The 18,987-nt window shown below is 67.2% G+C and carries 16 protein-coding genes; 10 read left to right on the forward strand and 6 right to left on the reverse strand.

Annotated elements, in window-relative coordinates:
• Nucleotides 1–90: 90 nt before the first annotated feature.
• The 9 genes from ACS0OT_RS01715 (at nucleotide 91) to hglS (ending at nucleotide 11,114) form a co-directional block, all read left to right on the forward strand.
• Complete coding sequence (locus tag ACS0OT_RS01715; protein ID WP_329888458.1) at nucleotides 91–1,563, forward strand: transglutaminase-like domain-containing protein; 1,473 nt, start codon at nucleotides 91–93, stop codon at nucleotides 1,561–1,563.
• Between the two features lie 51 nt (nucleotides 1,564–1,614).
• Complete coding sequence (locus tag ACS0OT_RS01720; RefSeq protein ID WP_442256013.1) at nucleotides 1,615–4,614, forward strand: TonB-dependent receptor; 3,000 nt, start codon at nucleotides 1,615–1,617, stop codon at nucleotides 4,612–4,614.
• A complete protein-coding gene (locus ACS0OT_RS01725; RefSeq protein WP_442256014.1) occupies nucleotides 4,602–6,188 on the forward strand; it encodes a serine hydrolase domain-containing protein in 1,587 nt (528 codons plus the stop codon). The genes ACS0OT_RS01720 and ACS0OT_RS01725 overlap by 13 nt, the downstream gene beginning before the upstream one ends.
• The gene (locus ACS0OT_RS01730) at nucleotides 6,121–6,834 is read left to right on the forward strand and encodes a M15 family metallopeptidase (protein ID WP_216655045.1); all 714 of its coding nucleotides are present in this window, start codon (nucleotides 6,121–6,123) and stop codon (nucleotides 6,832–6,834) included. The genes ACS0OT_RS01725 and ACS0OT_RS01730 overlap by 68 nt, the downstream gene beginning before the upstream one ends.
• A gap of 380 nt (nucleotides 6,835–7,214) precedes the next feature.
• Nucleotides 7,215–7,586 (forward strand): hypothetical protein, encoded by a 372-nt coding sequence (locus ACS0OT_RS01735; protein WP_065186625.1) that lies wholly within the window; start codon nucleotides 7,215–7,217, stop codon nucleotides 7,584–7,586.
• A 232-nt stretch (nucleotides 7,587–7,818) separates the two neighbouring features.
• Nucleotides 7,819–8,235 (forward strand): EF-hand domain-containing protein, encoded by a 417-nt coding sequence (locus ACS0OT_RS01740; RefSeq protein ID WP_005407824.1) that lies wholly within the window; start codon nucleotides 7,819–7,821, stop codon nucleotides 8,233–8,235.
• A gap of 84 nt (nucleotides 8,236–8,319) precedes the next feature.
• Nucleotides 8,320–9,069: an HAD family hydrolase gene (locus ACS0OT_RS01745; protein ID WP_442256015.1), complete on the forward strand. Its 750-nt coding sequence runs from the start codon at nucleotides 8,320–8,322 to the stop codon at nucleotides 9,067–9,069.
• 31 nt (nucleotides 9,070–9,100) lie between these two features.
• Nucleotides 9,101–9,589 (forward strand): hypothetical protein, encoded by a 489-nt coding sequence (locus ACS0OT_RS01750; protein WP_005415036.1) that lies wholly within the window; start codon nucleotides 9,101–9,103, stop codon nucleotides 9,587–9,589.
• Between the two features lie 160 nt (nucleotides 9,590–9,749).
• The gene (gene hglS, locus ACS0OT_RS01755) at nucleotides 9,750–11,114 is read left to right on the forward strand and encodes a 2-oxoadipate dioxygenase/decarboxylase HglS (protein ID WP_188239175.1); all 1,365 of its coding nucleotides are present in this window, start codon (nucleotides 9,750–9,752) and stop codon (nucleotides 11,112–11,114) included.
• A gap of 144 nt (nucleotides 11,115–11,258) precedes the next feature.
• Here the strand turns inward: hglS and ACS0OT_RS01760 are convergent, their stop codons facing one another.
• Entirely contained in the window at nucleotides 11,259–12,773 is a 1,515-nt protein-coding gene (locus ACS0OT_RS01760; RefSeq protein ID WP_442256016.1) for an acetyl-CoA hydrolase/transferase family protein, read from the reverse strand.
• Between the two features lie 384 nt (nucleotides 12,774–13,157).
• On the opposite strand from ACS0OT_RS01760, the gene glnE reads away from it, so the two are divergent.
• Nucleotides 13,158–15,953 carry a bifunctional [glutamate--ammonia ligase]-adenylyl-L-tyrosine phosphorylase/[glutamate--ammonia-ligase] adenylyltransferase gene (gene glnE / locus ACS0OT_RS01765; protein WP_070490025.1) on the forward strand — a complete coding sequence of 932 codons (2,796 nt, stop codon included), beginning with the start codon at nucleotides 13,158–13,160 and terminating at the stop codon, nucleotides 15,951–15,953.
• A 175-nt stretch (nucleotides 15,954–16,128) separates the two neighbouring features.
• On the opposite strand, the gene ACS0OT_RS01770 is transcribed toward glnE, so the two are convergent.
• The 5 genes from ACS0OT_RS01770 to ACS0OT_RS01790 all read right to left on the reverse strand — a co-directional run bounded on the left by ACS0OT_RS01770 (nucleotide 16,129) and on the right by ACS0OT_RS01790 (nucleotide 18,963).
• On the reverse strand, nucleotides 16,129–16,689 hold the full coding sequence (locus ACS0OT_RS01770; RefSeq protein ID WP_188239176.1) for a queuosine precursor transporter: 561 nt from the start codon (nucleotides 16,687–16,689) through the stop codon (nucleotides 16,129–16,131).
• A gap of 75 nt (nucleotides 16,690–16,764) precedes the next feature.
• On the reverse strand, nucleotides 16,765–17,277 hold the full coding sequence (locus ACS0OT_RS01775) for a hypothetical protein (protein ID WP_188239177.1): 513 nt from the start codon (nucleotides 17,275–17,277) through the stop codon (nucleotides 16,765–16,767).
• A gap of 32 nt (nucleotides 17,278–17,309) precedes the next feature.
• Entirely contained in the window at nucleotides 17,310–17,813 is a 504-nt protein-coding gene (locus ACS0OT_RS01780) for a hypothetical protein (RefSeq protein ID WP_032953871.1), read from the reverse strand.
• 19 nt (nucleotides 17,814–17,832) lie between these two features.
• On the reverse strand, nucleotides 17,833–18,684 hold the full coding sequence (locus tag ACS0OT_RS01785; protein WP_188239178.1) for a DUF2145 domain-containing protein: 852 nt from the start codon (nucleotides 18,682–18,684) through the stop codon (nucleotides 17,833–17,835).
• Between the two features lie 48 nt (nucleotides 18,685–18,732).
• Entirely contained in the window at nucleotides 18,733–18,963 is a 231-nt protein-coding gene (locus tag ACS0OT_RS01790; RefSeq protein WP_005415044.1) for a hypothetical protein, read from the reverse strand.
• Nucleotides 18,964–18,987: the final 24 nt, after the last annotated feature.

Consider the following 18,987-nt stretch of genomic DNA (forward strand, 5'->3'; position numbering starts at 1 on the left):
CTTTTGGCCCCGAAAGCAAGAATAAATTATTGACCAACATCCCGGCCCGTGTTACACAGCCGTTACCACCCGCGCTGGGGAAGTGTCGCTGTGGATCCTGCCGTTCGCAAACCGCGTCTGACTGCCGCCGCCGGCCTGGGTGCCGTGTTGCTGCTGTGGGTGTCGGCCACGCACGCAGCAGGCGAGCGCAGCAGCCAGCAGCAGGCGCGTCAGGCGCAGGTGATCGACCTGATCGACAGCGGCCGTTTCCGCGACGCCGACGCGCTGCTGGCCACTACACCCGCCGCCACTGACGAAGCGTTCCAGCGCGAGCGCATGCGCCGCATCCGCCTGGATTTCGCCCTCGACGAAAACGCCGCCAAGGACGCCGTACGGCGCGGCATTCCCGATCTGACCGACGAGGAATTTGCGCGCTGGGACCAACTCGGCCTGATCGAGCATCTCGATATCGATGGCGAGCGTTGGTACTTCAAGCGCGCACCCTCGAACCTGTTCCTGCTCAGCGACGAAGCACGCGCGCGTCGCCGCGCGGATGCACCGATGCCGCCTCCGGGCCCCAACGAAGTGCTCAATGCCCACCACGCAGGCGTGGTTGCTGCGGCCGAACAGAGTGGCCAGGCGTCGGTTCTGCCGCAGCGCTATGAATTCACCCAGTCGCTCACGGTGAAAGCCGATGTGGTGCCCGCCGGTGAAACGATCCGCGCGTGGATTCCGTACCCGCGCGAGATCCCCGGCCAGCAGGAGCAGGTGCAATGGCTGGGCAGCACCCCCGGCAAGGCGCGCGTGGCTCCGGCCCATACCCAGCAACGCACCGCCTACCTCGAAGCCAAAGTGGTTGCCGGGCAGCCGACCCGCTTCGAGATCCGCTACGCGGTCACGATCTTCGCCCGGCATACCGCGATCGATCCGGCCAGGGTGCAAGCCACACCGGAAGATTCCTCGTTGAAGCCCTACCTGGCCGAGCAGCTGCCGCATGTGCGCTTCACCCCTGCGCTGAAGCTGTTCTCCGACCAGGTGCTGCAGGGTGAAACGCGCCCGTATGAAGTGGTGCGCAGGCTGTTTGCTGCGGTCGATCGCATTCCCTGGGCCGGTGCGCGCGAATATTCCACGCTCAGCAACATCAGCGATTACGCGCTGCGGGCCGGCCATGCCGACTGCGGGCAGCAGACCCTGCTGCTGATCGCGCTGCTGCGCATGAACGGTATTCCTGCACGCTGGCAGTCGGGCATGGTGTTCTCCGGCGACGGCAGCGGCTACAACAACCTGCATGACTGGGGGCAGGTCTACCTGGCGCCGTATGGCTGGTTGCCGATGGACGTGACCACCGGCGCACTGGCCAGTGATGTGCCGGCCCTCCGTGACTTCTACCTGGGTGGCCTCGACGGCTACCGCATCGCCTTCAACGACGATTTCGGCCAGCCCTTCGTGCCGGCCAAGCAGCACTTCCGCTCGGAAACGGTCGACTCGCAGCGCGGCGAGGCCGAGTGGGCAGGCGGCAACCTGTACTTCGACCAATGGAGCTACGACTTCCAGTGGCGGGTACTGCCAGCCAGGCAACGCTAGCGCGACACATCGCATTCCACACCATTCAATTCTTGCAGGAGAGAGCAGGGGATGAAGGCTTACAGCATCAAGCGGGCGGCATTGTGCGTCGCCCTTGGGGCGTGTCTGGGCATGATCGCGCCCAGCGCATTCGCACAGGATGGTTCAGTGGTTGGCCGGCTGGTCAGCGATGCCGGCCAGGTACCGGCCGGTGCCACGGTGACCGTACGCAATCCGGCAACGGGCTTCGTGCGCTCCGTGCAGGCCGAAGCCAACGGCAGCTACCGCATTCCGTTGCTGCCGGTGGGCACCTATGAGATGGAGGTCGGCTTGCCGGGTGGTGGCGCCAGCCGTGTCGGCCAGGTAACGGTCAGTCTCGGCAGCGCAACTACGGTGAACGTGCCGCTCGGCGCGGTCAGCACGCTGGGCACGGTTGAAGTACGGGCACCGCAGGTAGTGTCGATGGTGGATGTGAAGTCCACCGAGTCGGCCACCAACATCACCCGCGAGGAACTCTCGCGGCTGCCGGTGGACCGTGACATCACCGCGGTGGCGCTGCTGGCGCCGGGTGCGGTGAAGGGCAAGGGCTCGCTGGGTGGCCAGGGCATTTCCTTCGGGGGTTCGTCGGTGGCTGAGAACACCGTCTACATCAATGGCCTGAACGTCACCGACTTCTACAATCGGGTCGGCTTCTCGTCGGTACCGTTCTCGTTCTATCAGGAATTCCAGGTCAAGACCGGCGGCTACTCGGTGGAGTTCGGGCGCAGCACCGGCGGTGTCATCAACGCGGTGACCCGCTCGGGCAGCAATGATTTCAAGGCCGGTGCCGAGCTGGTGTTTGAGCCGCGCGCGTGGCAGTCGCAGGCCCGCGACCGCTACGACGGCAACGGCAGCCGCTACATCACCGCCAGCCGCGACGACTACAGCCGCAGCGCGCTGAATGTGTTCGCTTCCGGTGCGCTGGTGCAGGATCGACTGTTCTTCTTCGGAATGTACGAGGCGCGCGACTACCGCCCGACCTCGACCAACGACGCCGGTACGCGCCTGAGCCAGGGCAAGGCTGATGATCCGTTCTGGGGCGGCAAGATCGACTGGCAGATCACCGACAACCAGATGCTGTCGCTGTTCGGTTTCTCGGACAAGAGCAAGACGCTCACCGATGTCTACGCCTACGACTACGCCACTGGGCAGACCGTGGGCGAGCGCAGCAACCAGATCTACAACACGGTGGGCGGCAAGAACTGGTCCGGCACCTACAGCTGGCAGGTGAACAACGACCTGACCATGAAACTGATGTATGGCGAGAACAAGCGCAACCGTGTGCAGAGCTCGTTGATGGACCAGAACTGCAACCGCGTGTTCGACAACCGAACCGCCAGCCAGGGCGTGCCGCCCTCGCTGCAGGGTGACCGCAGCTGCACCAGCAGTTCGCAGCTCGAATCCGCATTGGACACCCGCAAGGCCGCGCGCGCCGATTTCGAATGGACGCTGGGCAACCACCTGCTTCGCTTCGGCCTGGATCGGGAGGAGAACACGTCCGACTACAGTCGCGCCTATCCCGGGCCGGGCGGCCTACGCTACGACGTCTACGCCCGCACGCCCGGCAGCTCGCTCAACGGCGGTGTCGTGCCGGCCAGCGGCCTGGTGGCGCGCACCCGTCGCTATGAAGTGGAGGGTGCATTCGAGACGATCAACTCGGCCTACTACCTGGAAGACAACTGGCAAGTGACGCCGAACCTCCTGCTGAACATGGGTCTGCGCCTGGAAGCCTTTGACAACAAGGGTGGCGATGGCAGCAGCTACATCAAGATCGACGACATGCTGGCCCCGCGCCTGGGCTTCTCCTGGGACGTGCGCGGCGATGGCACGACCAAGGTCTTCGGCAACCTGGGCCGCTACTTCCTGCCGGTGGCCAACGTCATCAACATCAAGCAGGCCGGTGGCTTCCTCGACGAGCGGACCTGGTATGAGTTCCTCGGCTACAGCGGCGCAGCCAACAACATCCCGAACCTGGGCGTGCAGATCGGCCCGGTGGACAACTCGCAGGGCGACGGCAGCGTGCCGGACCTGCGTGCAGAAGTGAACCGGGACATGGACCCGGTGTACCAGGACGAGGCGATCCTCGGCTTCCAGCAGATGATCAACGAAGCCTGGTCGGTCGGTGCCAGCGTGACCTATCGCCGGCTGCACAACGCCATCGATGACATGAACATCACCGCGACCGGGCAATGTGGTGCCATCGACGGGGTGTGGATCATGGGCAATCCGGGCCGCACCAACACCGTGTGGGGAGACACCAACTGTGACGGCAGCAACGATGGCTGGATCAGCATCGATACGTCGAAGGAAGGCTGGGCGCTCTACGACGACAACGGCAACTACGTCGGCCAGCGCGGCTGGGTGAAGCCCAAGCGTGACTACAAGGCACTGGAGCTGCAAGTCGACCGGGCCTGGGACGGCAAGTGGGGCTTCAACGCGTCCTACACCCTCGCATACGGCCGCGGCAATGCAGAAGGCCCGGTCAACTCCGATACCGACTTCGCCGATGCCGGGCGTACCGAGAACTTCGACAATCCGTGGGTGAACTACCGCGGCTACGGCTATCTGGCCAACGACCGCCGACACCAGTTCAAGTTCCGTGGCAGCTATGCATTGACCGAGAACCTGAGCGTAGCCGCTACGCTGGGCGTGCAGTCGGGCAGCCCGATCACGCGCTTCGGCGCCGGTAATCCATTCGACGCCACCGATTTCCACAGCTACTACGTGTGCGTGTCCAACTGCCAGGCCACGGTGCCCTCCGAACGCGTGTTCGTGCATTCCCCGCGCGGTGGCGATGGCCGCACGCCGTGGACCTACGACCTGGACGTGAGCGTGTCGTACAAGGTGCCGATCCCCACCGACCTGCGTCTCAAGCTGGCGGTGTACAACGTGCTCAACCAGCAGCGCGTGGTGACCGTGGATCAGGACTACGAACCGCAGGACAGCATCGGTACGCCGAATCCGCTGTACCGCTACGGTACCGGGTTCCAGTCGCCGCGTTATGCGCAGCTGACCGTCACATGGGCCTACTGAGACCCGCCCAGCACGCTCGACGCTGCATCTGCGTGGCCGTGTTGGCGGTGTTTCCGGTTGCGGCGGCGCAGACCAGCGCGACCGCCTCGATCGATGCCGACGTCGCCGCCGTGGTCCAGCACGAGCACCTGCCCGGGCTGGCCATGGCGGTGGTCGAGCAGGGGCGTGTGGTGTACCAGCATGCCGAGGGCGCGCGCGGCGACGGCGGCCGCATCGACCAGGACACGCTGTTCAAGATCGCCTCCAACAGCAAGGCGATGACCGCCGCGCTGCTGGCGCGGCTGGTGCAGCAGGGCAAGCTGCGCTGGGAGGATCCGGTGCGGCGGCATCTACCGGGCTTCCGCATGCACGATGCGTGGGTGGGCGAGCAGATGCAGGTGCGCGACCTGCTGATCCACAACAGCGGTCTCGGCCTGGGCGCCGGTGACCTGATGCTGTGGCCGGAGCCGAACGCGTTCACCCGTGCCGACATCATCGCGGGGCTGGCGCACCTGAAGCCGGTCAGCAGTTTCCGCAGCCGCTACGCCTACGACAACCTGATGTACGTGGTGGCCGGCGAACTGGCCGCTGCGACGGGTGGCAAACCGTATGACCAGTTGATGCGCGAGCAGGTGTTCGAGCCGCTGGGCATGACCCGCTGCCAAGTGGGGACGTGGTCGGTGAAGCGGGTCGGCAACGTGGCGCAGCCACATGCCTGGCGTGGCGACCACAATACGGTGGTGAACGCCGATGGTGCGATCAGCCCGGACCTGCCGTCGATGGCCGCCGGCGGCATCCGTTGTTCGCTGCGGGACATGACGCGCTGGATGCAGGTGCTGCTCGATCCCGGCCTGGCACCTGGCTGGTTGGATGCTGAGCAGCGCCGTACGCTGTGGACCCTGCACATGCCGATGCCGCTGGGTGAACACCAGCGGCGTTGGGACAACGCGCATTTCTACGGCTACGGCTATGGCTGGCGCGTGTCGGACATGGATGGGCAGTGGAAGGTGGCGCACACCGGCACATTGTCGGGCATGTACTCGTCGCTGGCGCTGCTGCCTGAGCGCAAGGTGGGTGTGGTAATGCTGATCAACGGTGAAGGCGAGGATGCGCGCATCGCATTGATGCAGACCGCACTGAAGCGCTTCACCGCCCCCGATGAGGCGCGTCCGGCGCTGGCGTACCTGGCCGAACTGAAGGCTGACCAGGCCATGCGAGCGGCAGGCGGCCATCAGCGGCCGGCGACGTCGCAGGCACGGCCGACATCGGACGCCGATCTGCCGCGTTGGCAGGGCCGCTACACCGATCCGTGGCTGGGGCCGGCCTCGCTGTGCCCGGGCAAGGACGGCCTGCGCTTCAGCGTGGACAAGTCGCCCCGGCTGGAAGCGGCTGTGCTGCAGCTGCAGGGGCGCTGGCTGCTGCGCTGGGATACGCTGGGCGAAGACGCGCAGGCGTGGCTGCAGCCGGGTGAAGGCCTGGCACCGACACTGGACCTGCGCGCCATCGATCCGGACATCGACTTCAGCTATGACTTCCAGGACCTGCATTTCACTCGTACTGGCGATTGCCCTGGCAGCGACCACCAGCGCCGCTGAGCCACCGCGCGTTTCACCGGCCACCGACGCGGCCAGCGCCGGGCTGGTGGAGATCCGTACGTTGTCGCCGCGCATCGACCTGGACATCCGCTATGCGGGCGCCAACAACTTCACCGGCGCGCGCGTGCCCGGCTACGAGGCGCCTTCGTGCTACCTGCTGGCGCCGGTGGCGAAGGCGCTGGCCGAGGTGGAACAGGACCTGCGCGCCGATGGCTTCGGCCTGCGCCTCTACGACTGCTACCGGCCGGTGCGTTCGGTGCAGGCCTTCATGGCCTGGGTGAACGATCCGCGCGAGCTCTCGCGCAAGGCACAGCAGTATCCGGACCTGGACAAGCCGCGCCTGCTGGCCGATGGCTACATCGCCGAACGCTCCGGCCACAGCCGCGGTGCCACGGTGGATCTGGGCCTGCTGGATTGCCGAAGCGGTGCATGTGCGCCGTTGGACATGGGCACTGACTTCGACTTCTTCGGGCCACGTGCGCATACGCAGACGAGCGGGCTGAGTGAGACGCAGCAGGCAAACCGGCGGCAACTGGTGCAGGCAATGGCACGGCGTGGCTTCGTGAACTATCCGCAGGAGTGGTGGCACTACACGTTCCAGCCGGAACCGGATCCCGGCTCCGCGTACGACGTCCCGGTACGGTAGGGGTATCGGCAGGGCTGCGCCCTGTACCTGCGGTAGTGCCGGCCGCTGGCCGGCAACATCAGACGCAACAGCAACAGCGTGCGTTCCGTGGGTTGGCTGGGCGGTGCCGGAGTGCGGGGACGCCGTAAATCCGTCCATGGAGGCTTGGCAGCCGCATCCATGCGGCTGACACCCCGCACTCCGGCACCGCCCAGCCTCTGACAGTTTCCCGCGCGGTCCGTTGTAGGGCCGAGCTCATGCTCGGCTGCTCTTTGTTCAATCGTCGAATTATTCGATCTCGATGGAGACTCATCCACGCACGGCGTGGATCTACCGTGGCTGCCGGATTGGGTCCGAAGCAGATCCCTTACACTGGCCGCTATCCCACCGTTGCCCATCCGATGAACCTTCCCCTGCACTTCGGCCTGCTCGGTACCCTGGAAGCCGGCGCCATCGCCATGCTGGTTGGGCTGCTGGTGTACTTCCTGTGGTCGCAGCTGTGCCGCCTGCTGCGGTGGTCGATGGGGCACGCGATCGGCTGGTCCTGCGTCATCGCCGTGATCATCGCCGCCGGCATCGATGCGTGGAAGCTGTTCTACATGGGCATCGTGCGGCTGGAATCGCCGCTGTACGCGCGCATCTTCCTGGCCACCATCCACGATCCGAACGAACTTGGCAGCCGTGTGGTGCTGGAAATCGCCGGTGCGCTCGCCGGTGTTGCTCTTGCATGGGTGTTGTTCAGTTCGCGGTCATCGGAAAAAACCGTCGACTGACGCAGGTTTTTCGTTGCCTGCCGGTTAAATGCAGAGGCGCTGAATGCGCATCTTATGAGCCACTCACTTCACCCTAACCACCGCGCTAAAGCATGCGTGGAGGCGAGTGGTTAATCGCATGTGTGCGGGCCGGTCGCGGCGCAAAATCGATTCAGAAACGCGGTGGCAGGGTAGGTGCCGTGCGGAATCAACACGCCGCGCAACACCACCCAATTGGCAGGAGACACCCCTGATGACTATTCGCAACCGCAAGCCCCTGATCGCCCTGATCGTCGCCGCTGGCAGCGTGCTGGCCATCCCGGCGATGGCCCAGTCGGCCAAGCAGCAGGCCGCGCATGCACAGAACGAGGCCGCTCAGGCCCAGCAGGCGGCTGCACAGGCCGGCCAGGCCGCCGACCAGGCGACCAATGCGGCCGCAGCGGCATCGGCACAGGCCAATGGCGGTGGCCAGACCTGGGCCAGCATCGATACCGATGGCAACGGCACCATCAGCAAGACCGAGGCGCAGGTGAACGCCGGCCTGGCCCAGGTGTTCGACCAGGCCGATACCAACAAGGACGGCGAGCTGAGCGCCGATGAGTACAAGGCCTACGTGGCCGCCCAGCAGGCCGGCGCCGGTGGCGCAGCGCAGGGTGCACAGGGCAGGTAAGTCCTGCGTCGGGGCGTATGGGAACCCGGGCGGTTTCGGCCGCCCGGGTTTTTTTCGTCACCATGGCCCCTGTATCCTTGCGCGATGAATACACCCACGCCTGCGCCGTCGCGCGCCATCGGCCTGGTCGGTTTTGACGGTGACGATACGCTGTGGAAGAGCGAGGACTACTACCGCAAGGCCGAGCAGGATTACCTTGACCTGCTGTCGCGCTATGTCGACGTGCATGACACCCAGACCGCCCGCCACCTGCTGGAAGTGCAGCAGCGCCACCTGGGCACCTTCGGCTACGGCGTCAAGAGCATGACCCTGTCGATGATCGAAGCGGCCATCGACATCACCGGCCAGCGCATCGAGGCCAAGGACATCCAGCGCATCCTGGAGATCGGCCACGACACCCTGCGCCACCCGGTCGAGCTGATCGATGGTGTACGCGAAGCGGTGGTGGCCATCGCCGAGCACTACCCGGTGGTGCTGATCACCAAGGGCGACCTGTTCCACCAGGAAGCGAAGATCAAGGTCGCCAACCTGGGCGAGCTGTTCCCGCGCATCGAGATCGTTTCCGAGAAGGACCCGGAGACCTACGCCCGCGTGCTGGCCGAATTCGACCTGCCGATGCAGGGCTTCGTGATGGTCGGCAACTCGCTGCGCTCGGACATCGAGCCGGTGGTGACCCTGGGTGGCTGGGGCGTGCATACCCCGTACGCAGTGACCTGGGCCCACGAGACCCAGCATGGCGTGGCCGACGACGAACCGCGCATGGTCACTGCCGATACCGCCCACGACTGGCCGGCCGCACTGGCGGCGATCGAGGCCAAGGCCGCTGCGGCCTGACAGGGCCCGTCGGCTGCGGCAGAATCGGGGCATGAACCACCGACTGCGCGCGCTGATGTTGTTCCTGTTGCTGGCGCCGGCCACCGTGCTGGCCCAGCAGACCGCCGAGCGCTCAAGCGCCTACGACGTGGACACCGGCGACAGCTGGGTCGATGCCCAGCTGCAGGACATCAACCATTACGCCGAACGCTACCCCGATGCCTTCCTCGACGAAGTGTCGCGCTATGCCGACGTGCCGCGCGGCTACATCAGCGCGCTGTTCACCACCCACGGCTGGCAGGCCGGAGACATCTATTTCGCCTGCTTCTGGGCCAAGGCCAGTGGCCAGACCTGCCGCGACAGCGTGCGTGCCTTCAGCCAGGACCCGGAGGGCGGCTGGGAGGCGGTGGTCAAGCGCATGCCCACCAAGCCGGACAATCTGCACTACCGGGCTGTGCGCCATGCCATCGTGGCCAGCTACCAGCACTGGGACCGGCCGATCACCCTGGATGCCGCGCTGAAGCGCCAGTTGAAGCGGTAGGGTCGGCCGCTGGCCGGCAATTGCAGCCTTTCCAGGCATCCGGGGTTGCCGGCCAGCGGCCGGCACTACCCGGTCATGTTGCTCTGCGTATCGCCGCCGCCGGGCGCTCCGGCGACAATACGGGTCCGAGCTGTTCCCCGTTCCCGTAATCGAGTGACTGATGAGCGCCTCTTTCGTTTCGCCTGATGTGATCCGCCGCCTGTTCGCGCAGGCCATGTCCCGCATGTACCGCACCGAAGTGCCGCTGTACGGCACGCTGGTGGAACTGGTGGAGCGGATCAACGCGCAGGTGCTTGCCCAGGACCCGGCGCTGGCCGCGCAGCTGCAGCGCAACGACGAGCGTGCGCGGCTGGATGAAGAGCGTCATGGCGCGATCCGCGTCGGTACCGTGCAGGAACTGGCGACGCTGCGCCGCCTGTTCGCGGTGATGGGCATGTACCCGGTCGGCTACTACGACCTGTCGGTGGCCGGCGTGCCGGTGCACTCCACCGCGTTCCGCCCGCTGACCGGCGCGGCGCTGGCGCAGAATCCGTTCCGCGTGTTCACCTCGCTGCTGCGCCTGGAGCTGATCGAAGACGAAGCCCTGCGTGCAGAGTCGGCGAAGATCCTGGCGCGCCGTCGCATCTTCACCGACGGCGCGCTGGCGCTGATCGACCAGGCCGAGCGCGACGGTGGCCTGTCGCAGGCCGATGCCGAGCGCTTCGTCGATGAAGCACTGGAAACCTTCCGCTGGCATGGTGACGCCACGGTCGACCTGCCGACCTACCGCGCGCTGCACAACGCGCACCGGCTGGTGGCCGACGTGGTCAGTTTCCGCGGCCCGCACATCAACCACCTGACCCCGCGCACGCTGGACATCGACGCTGCACAGGCGGCAATGATCGAGCACGGCATGGCGGCCAAGGCGGTGATCGAAGGCCCGCCGCGCCGCGCCTGCCCGATCCTGCTGCGCCAGACCAGCTTCAAGGCGCTGGAAGAGGCCGTGCATTTCCCGGATGCCGAAGGTGGTAATGCCGGCACCCATACCGCGCGCTTCGGCGAGATCGAACAACGCGGCCTGGCGCTGACCCCGAAGGGCCGCGCGCTGTACGACCAGCTGTTGTCGCAGGCCCGCGACGCCGGTGGTGAAGGCAGCACCGGCGGCGACTACGGCCAGCGCCTGCAGGCGGTGTTCGCCAGCTTCCCGGATGACCATGACACCCTGCGCCAGGAAGGCCTGGGGTATTACCGCTACCAGCTGACCGACGCTGGCCGCGCCGCGCCGGAGCGCGTGGCCGATCTGCCCGCTGAAGTGATGGTGGCCGCCGGCCTGGCCACGGCTGACCCGATCGTCTACGAGGATTTCCTGCCGGTCAGTGCCGCGGGCATCTTCCAGTCGAACCTGGGCGGCGAAGAACAGCGCGCCTATGCCGCGCATGCCAACCGCGAAGCCTTCGAGCAGGCCTTGGGCGTGGCGGTGAACAACGAGTTCGAGATCTACGAGCGGCTGCAGGCCGAATCGCTGGCGGCGTTGCGCACCGCGTAAAGGCAGAGCCGGCCGCTGGCCGGGCACCGCGTGAAGGTGGAGCCGGCCGCTGGCCGGGCGCACCGCGTGAGGTAGAGCCGGCCGCTGGCCGGCTGTTGGGGAAGCCGGCCAGCGGCCGGCTCTACCCGACGTCCGTAGCGGGCCTCAGCCCTTCATCGTGCCGGTATCCAGCCAGCGCTGGTGCCACGACAACGCTTCCGGCAGCAGGTGCGGGGTGTGCTTGCCGTAGCTCTCGCGGCTGGCACGGTCGAAGTAATCCTGCAGCTGCGGGCGGAAGTCCGGGTGGGCGCAGTTGTCGATCAGCACCTGCGCGCGCTTGCGCGGGGTCAGGCCGCGCAGATCGGCCAGGCCCTGTTCGGTGACGATCACCGACACATCGTGCTCGGTGTGGTCGACATGGCTGGCCATCGGCACGATCGCCGAGATGGTGCCGTTCTTGGCGGTGGACGGGCTCAGGAACGCCGACAGGAAACCGTTGCGGGCAAAGTCACCGGAACCGCCGATGCCGTTCATGATCCTCGTGCCCATCACGTGCGTCGAATTGACGTTGCCGTAGATGTCCACCTCGATCATGCCGTTCATGCCGATGCAGCCCAGGCGGCGCACCAGTTCCGGGTGGTTGGAGATTTCCTGCGTGCGCATGATGATGCGCTCGCGGTAGAAATCGATGTTCTCCTTGAACGTCTCATTCGCCTGCGGGCTCAGCGCGAAGCCGGTGCAGGAGGCGTAGCTCAGCACGCCGTCGCGCAGCAGGTCGAGCATGCCGTCCTGGATCACTTCGGTGAACGCGGCCAGGTCGCGGAAACCACTCTTGGCCAGGCCGGCCAGCACGGCGTTGGGGATGTTGCCCACGCCCGACTGCAGCGGCAGCAGGTTCGGCGGCAGGCGGCCCTTCTTCACCTCGTGCTTGAGGAACTCGATCAGGTGCGAAGCGATCTGCTCGCTGGCTGCATCGATCGGGCTGAACGGGCTGTTGCGGTCCGGGCCGTTGGTACGCACCACGGCCACGATCTTGTCCGGGTCGCAGCGCAGCGCGGTATCGCCGATGCGGTCGTTGGCGTTCACCAGCGGAATCGGCTTGCGGTGCGGCGGCAGCGCGGTGCCGTAGTAGATGTCATGCATGCCGTCGACACCGGCCGGCTGCCATTCGTTGACCTCGACGATCACCTTCCTGGCCAGGTCCAGCCAGGTCTTGTTGTTGCCGACCGAGGTGGAGGGCACCAGCGAACCATCTTCGCGGATGGCCGAGACTTCGATGACGGCGGTATCGATCTCGCCATAGAAGCCGAACCACACGTGCTGGGCAACGTGGCTGAGGTGGATGTCGATGTAATCCAGCTTGCCCTCGTTGATGCGGTTGCGCGCGTCCGGGTCGCTCTGGAACGGCATGCGCATGGCGATGCCATCGGCCTTGGCCAGCGCGCCATCGAGTTCCGGCGCGGTCGAGGCGCCGGTCATCAGCTTGATCTGGAAGGGATTGCCCTGGGCATGCACCGCTTCGATGCGGCGGGCCAGTTCGACGGGAACGGCCTTGGGATACCCGGAGCCGGTAAAGCCGCTCATGGCCACGGTTTCACCGGGCTGGATCAGCGCGGCTGCGGCCTCGGCGGAGACCACGCGGTCACGGAGACGCGCGTTGGCGATGCGATCAACAGACATGACGACAGTGTTTCTGGGGGGAATCCCGATTATCGGCCATCCTCATCCGTACGGGGGGCCTACCTTCGTGGAATGGCTTTTCCCCCAGGGGCTCACCCATACCCACCGGTTCTGTTTTGCAGTGCAGCGTGCAAAGTGCTTTCGCAGCCCGCACGATGGCCCTGCATCCCGACGTGGGGGAGGGAGCAGAGCCCGCTGGCAGTTCGCTGCAAGCGGGCTTTTTTATTGCCTGTCGCCCAGTGTGAATACGCGGCCTGCATTATCGGTAGTGCCGGCCGCTGGCCGGCAACTGCAGCAACCTTCGGCAGAATCATGGGATCTGCCGGCCAGCGGCCGGCACTACCGGGTCCGTTGCGTCCCAGCCGGGTCGATACAATCAGACCCATGACCCTCGCCCCCGCTGACCTGCCCGCCCCGCTGCAGCCCCTTGTCGACCGCGCCCTGGCGCGCCTGGCCCAGGTCCTGCCCGAGCCCGTTCCTGCCGAACTGCTGCCGCTGCTGACCCGACTGGCGGTGGCCAGCGACTTCGCGCTGGACACCCTGGTGCGGCAACCGGCGCTGCTGGCGCAGCTGGCTACCCCCGGCTGCCCGCCGATCCCGCCACCGGTGCTCGATCCGCTGCAGCCCAGCGACTGGCCGGCGCAGATCCGGCGCTGGCGTACTGCCATGTCGACGCGGCTGATCTGGCGCGACCTGACCGGCCTGGACGACGTGGCACAGACCCTGGCCGGCGCCACCACCCTGGCCGAGGACTGCCTGCGGCTGGCGCTGGACGCGCTGCAGCAGGAATTCGCCCAGCGCCACGGTGTGGTCCGCGATGGCGAAGGCGCCGCGCAGCAGCTGGTGGTGTTCGGCCTCGGCAAGCTTGGCGGCGGCGAGCTCAACTTCAGTTCCGATATCGACCTGGTCTACGCCTATCCGCACGGCGGCGAATCCGACGGCCCGCGCGCGCTGGCCGCCGAAGAGTATTTCGCCCGCCTTGGCCAGCGCCTGGCCAAGCTGCTGGACGAAACCACCGTCGATGGCTTCAGCCACCGCGTCGACCTGCGCCTGCGCCCGTTCGGCAGCGCCGGCCGCGTCGCGCTGTCGTTCGCGGCGATGGACCAGTACTTCCAGCGCGAAGGCCGCGACTGGGAGCGCTATGCGTGGCTGAAGGCGCGCGCGGTCGCCGGTGATATCGAGGCCGGTGAAGCGTGGCTGCAGACCCTGCGCCCGTTCGTGTACCGCCGCTACCTGGATTTCACTGCGCTCGATGGCCTGCGCGAGATGAAGGCAGCGATCACCGCCGAAGTCGCGCGCCGCGAGCTGCACGAAGACATCAAGCGCGGCGCCGGTGGCATCCGCGAGATCGAGTTCCTGTGCCAGGCGCTGCAGCTGATCCGCGGTGGCCGCGAACCTGCGCTGCGCGAGCGCCGCCTGCTGGTGGCGCTGGACGCGCTGGTGGCTGCGGGGCAGATCGCGCCCGAGGACGGCAGTGCGCTGCGCGAGGCCTACCTGTTCCTGCGCCGCCTGGAGAACCGCCTGCAGATGCTGCGCGATGCGCAGACCCACGTGCTGCCCAGCGATGCACTGGACCGCGAGCGCATCGCCGTCGGCCTCGGCTACCCGGACTGGGACGTGCTGCGCGCGGCGCTGGCCGAACAGCAGCAGCGGGTCAGTACCGAATTCGCCGCGCTGCTGGCACCGCGCAAGGGTCAAGCCGCGCCCGACGCGCTGGCCAATTACTGGCGTAGCCTGCCCGAGGGCAGCAACGCGCCGTTGCTGGCAGAAGCCGGTTTCCTCGATGCCAATGGCGCCGACCAGTCATTGCGTGACTTCGCGCAGGGCACCGGCGTGAAGTCATTATCCGATGCGGCGCGTGCGCGGCTGGATCGCGTACTGCCCGCGTTGCTGCATGCGGCCACGCGTTCGCCGCAACCCGACGCTGCGCTCAAGCGTGTGCTCGGCCTGTTGCAGGCCGTGCTGCGCCGGACCAGCTATCTCGCGCTGCTGGACGAACAACCGAGCGCGTTGGCGCGTCTGGTCGATGTGCTGGCGCGCAGCGCGCTGCTGGCCGAGCGGCTGGCCGCGTACCCGCTGCTGCTGGACGAACTGCTGGACGTGCGCGTGTCCGGGCCGATGCCCGATGCGGCCGGCATGCTGGCCGAGTGCCAGCAGGTGCTGGCGGTGGAAGATCCCGAATCCGCACTGCGCTGGCTCAACGAGACGCGGCTGGCGCTCAGCTTCCGCATGGCGATGGCCACGCTGGATGGCCGCCAGGGTGCGGTGGACAGCACGCGGCAACTGGCCGAGCTGGCGCAGGCGGTGGTCACCACCGTGCTGGCGATGGCCGAGGCGGACATGCGCGCCGCGCACGGCGGGATTCCCGGTGGACGTTTCGCGATCATCGGCTACGGCAGCCTCGGCGGGCTTGAGCTGGGCTTCGGTTCCGACCTGGACCTGGTGTTCCTGCACGACAACCCGGCTGGCGTGGAGGCCAGCGATGGCGCACGTCCGCTGGAACCGGGGCGCTGGTATGCACGGCTGGCACAGAAGGTGATGGCGCTGCTTGGTGCGGTCACCGCCGCCGGGCGCCTGTACGACATCGACGTGCGCCTGCGCCCGGACGGTGGCAAGGGTTCACTGGTGTCTTCGTTGGCCAGCTACACCGAATACCAGCGCGAACGCGCGTGGACCTGGGAACACCAGGCCCTGGTGCGCGCACGCGGTGTGGCCGGTGATGCCAGCCTGCTGGCCGATTTCGAACAGGTGCGTGCACAGACACTGGGTCGTGAGCGCGATCCGGCCACGCTGTATGCCGATGTGCTGAAGATGCGCGGCCGCATGCGCACTGAACTGGACCGCAGCGATGCCGCGCGGCTGGACCTGAAACAGGGTGCCGGTGGCGTGGTGGACCTGGAGTTCCTGCTGCAGACCGGCGTGCTGGCGCGTAGTGCGCAGCATGCGGCGTTGCTGCAGCCACGCGACACGCCGTCGCTGATCGATGCGCTGGCGGTTGCCGGTTTCCTGCCGGAAGACACTGCGCAAGCACTGCATGGCGCGCATGCCACGCTGCTCGACGTGGGCCTGGCCTGCACGCTGGACCGTCGCCCGCGACTGGCACCGACCACGCCAGCGATTGAAGACGCGTGTGCGGCGATTACGGCGGCGTGCAGAGCGGCGGAGCTGCCGTTCGGGTGAGTGGGTGCACCCATTAGAGCAATTGCCCGGGGATGATCCGCTGTTGGTAGGTGCCGACCGTTGGTCGGCACAATCTGTCAGCGGTGATGAACTCTGATGGAGCGTGCCGACCAACGGTCGGCACCTACCGTGCTCATGTGCCATCCAAGGTCGGCACCTGCCAGAGCACGTGCGGTCAGCTGGTCGCGCGCAGCGGCGCCATCTTCCACAGCAGTGCGCGGAACGGGGCCAGCAGGCAGACGCCGATCGCCAGCTTCACTACCAGGTCGCCGGCGGCCCAGCTCACCCACGGCAGGGTGGAACCGGCAAATGCGATCGACCAGAAAATGGTGGTATCCACCGTCGCGCTGCAGGTCGTGGCCACCATCGGTGCGCGCCACCAGCTGCCGCGGCGCAGGCGGTCGAACACGGTGATGTCCAGCAACTGCGCCACGATGAAGGCTGAGCACGAGGCAACGGCGATGCGCGGCGTGGCCACCCAGATCGACAACAGCACCGCCACCGCGAAGCCGATCCACGCCACGCGGCGCGCCGGGCCCGGGCCGAAGCGGCGGTTGATCAGGTTGCTGACCAGGAACGCGACCGGATAGCTGAAGGCGCCCCAGGTCAGCCAGTCGTTGATCGGGTACTGCACCAGCACGTTGGACAGCAGCACCACCGCGCCCATCGCCAATACCGCCAGCACCAGGGCGCGGGCGGTCAGCGGGGCAAACATAGGGGCAGGACGCACGGACATGGCGAGCCAGGGGGACAAAGGGGATCGCCCATTATCCGCCCGGCCCGCGGCAAAGCCAAAACCGCTTGTTCAGCTTTACAACGCTTCGCTCATCACATCGCCCGCGGCGTAGGCGGTGGGGACGTAAGCCAGCGCTTGGCCCTGTGCGCTCTTCACGGTCCAGCCGGCACCGGCCTCGGTGGGGTCGAAATGTACCTGCTGGCCGACCACGAAGGCCGCCGTCTGGTCTTCATGCACGCGCGCCGGCCAGCGCAGGGTGGCGGTCTGATCGGCCTTGTCGGGCACCTGCAGCTGCACCTGGCGCTCGCCGGCCGCCGTGGTCTCCACCTTCTTCACTTCCATCGGCGGCAGTGGCACCGCCTTGGTGCGGGCAACCCTGCCATTGCGTTCGCTGGCCTTGAACGGCGCCTTGGACAGTTCGGACAGGCCCGCCGCCGCAGCGAGCGGCACCGAGACCACGATCAGCGAGGTGATCAGCACGCTGGCCTCGCTGCTGTTCAACTGCGGCGCGGCGCCGGCATGGACGGTGGGCACCAGCAGCGCGGAGAGCAGCAGGGCGGAAGCGGGAACGCGCAGGCAGCGGAACATGGAGACCTCCTGGTCAGCGTGGGGACGGCGGCTCAGCGCCGGGTATCGAAGATATCGCGCGGGCCGGTGGCCTCGGGCAGGTATTCCAGCGGGCGGCCCTGGTTGTCCTTCAGCTGCCAGCCCTGGTCGGCGCCGGTTGGCTCGAAGTTCACGGTCTGGCCCACGGTGAACTGCACGGCCGGGTCGCCGACGCCGCGCGGATACTGCATCGATGCGGTGTTCTGCGGATCGTTGGCATCACGCAGCAGCACTTCGCGGCGGCCATCGACGGTGGTGGCGATTGCGCTCACCTCCATCTGCGGCAGCTTGATCTGCTGCGGGCGGGCCAGCGGCTGGCCGGCATCGGCCGCATCCTGGGCTTCCTTCGCTGCTGCGGCGCGGGCCGAGGCCACCATCTGCGTGGACATTTCCAGGCTCGGTCCCTGCGGGCCCGGGTCATGGATGATCACGATGCGGCGTTCGGCGTGGGCGGCCGTCGACCACGCCAGGCCGGTGACGATCACCATCGACAACACAGAGGTAAGCAGCGGACGCATGTCGTTCTCCTTGCGGGATTCAGGGCGTGGCGGCGGTGGCACCGGCCACCGGCACATGGGGGATCACCAGTTCCTGCTGCAGCTGGCTGCGCTGGTGCAGGAAGTCGAACACCGATTCCACCGTCACCACCGAATAGTTGCCGGAGATGCGTTCGCCGGCTGGATGGTCGGTGGTGGTGGCGTTGGCTACGAACAGGCGCGCACCCACGCGCTTGCCGAGGCCGATATGCAGCACGCTGGGCTGGTACTTCTGCTGGCGCAGCCACTGCTGTGCCTGTTCGCGCTTGACGATGGCCGGCGCGCCTTCGGCCTGCGCCATCGCCGCCGCCAGCACTTCCAGCACCCACTGGTTGGAGTTCTGGTAGTCGGTGGCGAACGGGTAGGCGACCACGTTGTACCTTGTTTCGTGCAGCGCCTTGGGCTGGATCGAGGGCGGCACCAGCATCGCGCGCAGCGCTGCACGCAAGGGGGCCGACGGCACGCCGATGCGCAGGTCGGTATGGCCGCCGCTCTCGCCGACGAAGTTGCCGAGGCCCTCGTGGTACAGCTGCGAGCTGCCGGTCTTGCAGCGGTTGAGCAGGTGCATCGCGCGCCAGCGGCCGTCGTCCTCGCGCAGCAGGAAGGCCAGGTGGCTGTGGCGCAGGCCGTAGCGGCTCAGGTCCTGGCCACCGCGCGCGGCCACCACCACGTCCACATCGGGCAGCGCGTCCAGGCGTTCGGCGGTGGTCCAGGCCACGTCCAGCATCGCCGCCTGCGACGCCACGCTCGGGTAGCGCTCGCGGCAGGCGGTGCTGTCGGCCCAGGCCGGTGCGGTCGCCAGCAGGCTGGCGATCAGCAGCGCGGCGCGGCGCAGGCGGGAAAAACGATCCATGTCGGTACCTTCAACGGCGGGCAGGCCCGCGCGCCGATCATACGCTGCTCAGCGCAGCGGGCGATCCACGCCCTTGCGCTGGAGTTCCCTGTCGCAGGCATCGCTGATCGGGGCGATCGGCAGCGGCGGGCGCTCGCCCGTCTTCGGATCGCGCAGCGCCGGCTGTTCGCGGTACGCATCCAGCTGCTGCTGGCATTGATAGGAGATCGGGTCCAGCTCGGTGGGCGCGGTCGAACACGCGGCGAGCAGGGCCAGGGGCAGCAGGAGCAGGGTACGCATGAAGGCATTCGGTCCGATGGGGGA

Origin of the sequence: Stenotrophomonas maltophilia group sp. RY12688 (genome assembly GCF_052149045.1) — a bacterium.
Taxonomy (GTDB): Bacteria; Pseudomonadota; Gammaproteobacteria; order Xanthomonadales; family Xanthomonadaceae; genus Stenotrophomonas; species Stenotrophomonas sepilia.

Bases quoted from the DNA above. Each gene is read 5' to 3' on its own strand.
- ACS0OT_RS01745 (WP_442256015.1), top strand. From the start codon at position 8,320: ATGAATACACCCACGCCTGCGCCGTCGCGCGCCATCGGCCTGGTCGGT.
- ACS0OT_RS01740 (WP_005407824.1), top strand. From the start codon at position 7,819: ATGACTATTCGCAACCGCAAGCCCCTGATCGCCCTGATCGTCGCCGCT.
- glnE (WP_070490025.1), top strand. From the start codon at position 13,158: ATGACCCTCGCCCCCGCTGACCTGCCCGCCCCGCTGCAGCCCCTTGTC.
- ACS0OT_RS01790 (WP_005415044.1), bottom strand. From the start codon at position 18,963: ATGCGTACCCTGCTCCTGCTGCCCCTGGCCCTGCTCGCCGCGTGTTCG.
- ACS0OT_RS01780 (WP_032953871.1), bottom strand. From the start codon at position 17,813: ATGCGTCCGCTGCTTACCTCTGTGTTGTCGATGGTGATCGTCACCGGC.
- ACS0OT_RS01750 (WP_005415036.1), top strand. From the start codon at position 9,101: ATGAACCACCGACTGCGCGCGCTGATGTTGTTCCTGTTGCTGGCGCCG.
- ACS0OT_RS01725 (WP_442256014.1), top strand. From the start codon at position 4,602: ATGGGCCTACTGAGACCCGCCCAGCACGCTCGACGCTGCATCTGCGTG.
- ACS0OT_RS01775 (WP_188239177.1), bottom strand. From the start codon at position 17,277: ATGTTCCGCTGCCTGCGCGTTCCCGCTTCCGCCCTGCTGCTCTCCGCG.
- ACS0OT_RS01735 (WP_065186625.1), top strand. From the start codon at position 7,215: ATGAACCTTCCCCTGCACTTCGGCCTGCTCGGTACCCTGGAAGCCGGC.
- ACS0OT_RS01720 (WP_442256013.1), top strand. From the start codon at position 1,615: ATGAAGGCTTACAGCATCAAGCGGGCGGCATTGTGCGTCGCCCTTGGG.
- ACS0OT_RS01770 (WP_188239176.1), bottom strand. From the start codon at position 16,689: ATGTCCGTGCGTCCTGCCCCTATGTTTGCCCCGCTGACCGCCCGCGCC.
- ACS0OT_RS01730 (WP_216655045.1), top strand. From the start codon at position 6,121: ATGACTTCCAGGACCTGCATTTCACTCGTACTGGCGATTGCCCTGGCA.
- ACS0OT_RS01785 (WP_188239178.1), bottom strand. From the start codon at position 18,684: ATGGATCGTTTTTCCCGCCTGCGCCGCGCCGCGCTGCTGATCGCCAGC.
- hglS (WP_188239175.1), top strand. From the start codon at position 9,750: ATGAGCGCCTCTTTCGTTTCGCCTGATGTGATCCGCCGCCTGTTCGCG.
- ACS0OT_RS01760 (WP_442256016.1), bottom strand. From the start codon at position 12,773: ATGTCTGTTGATCGCATCGCCAACGCGCGTCTCCGTGACCGCGTGGTC.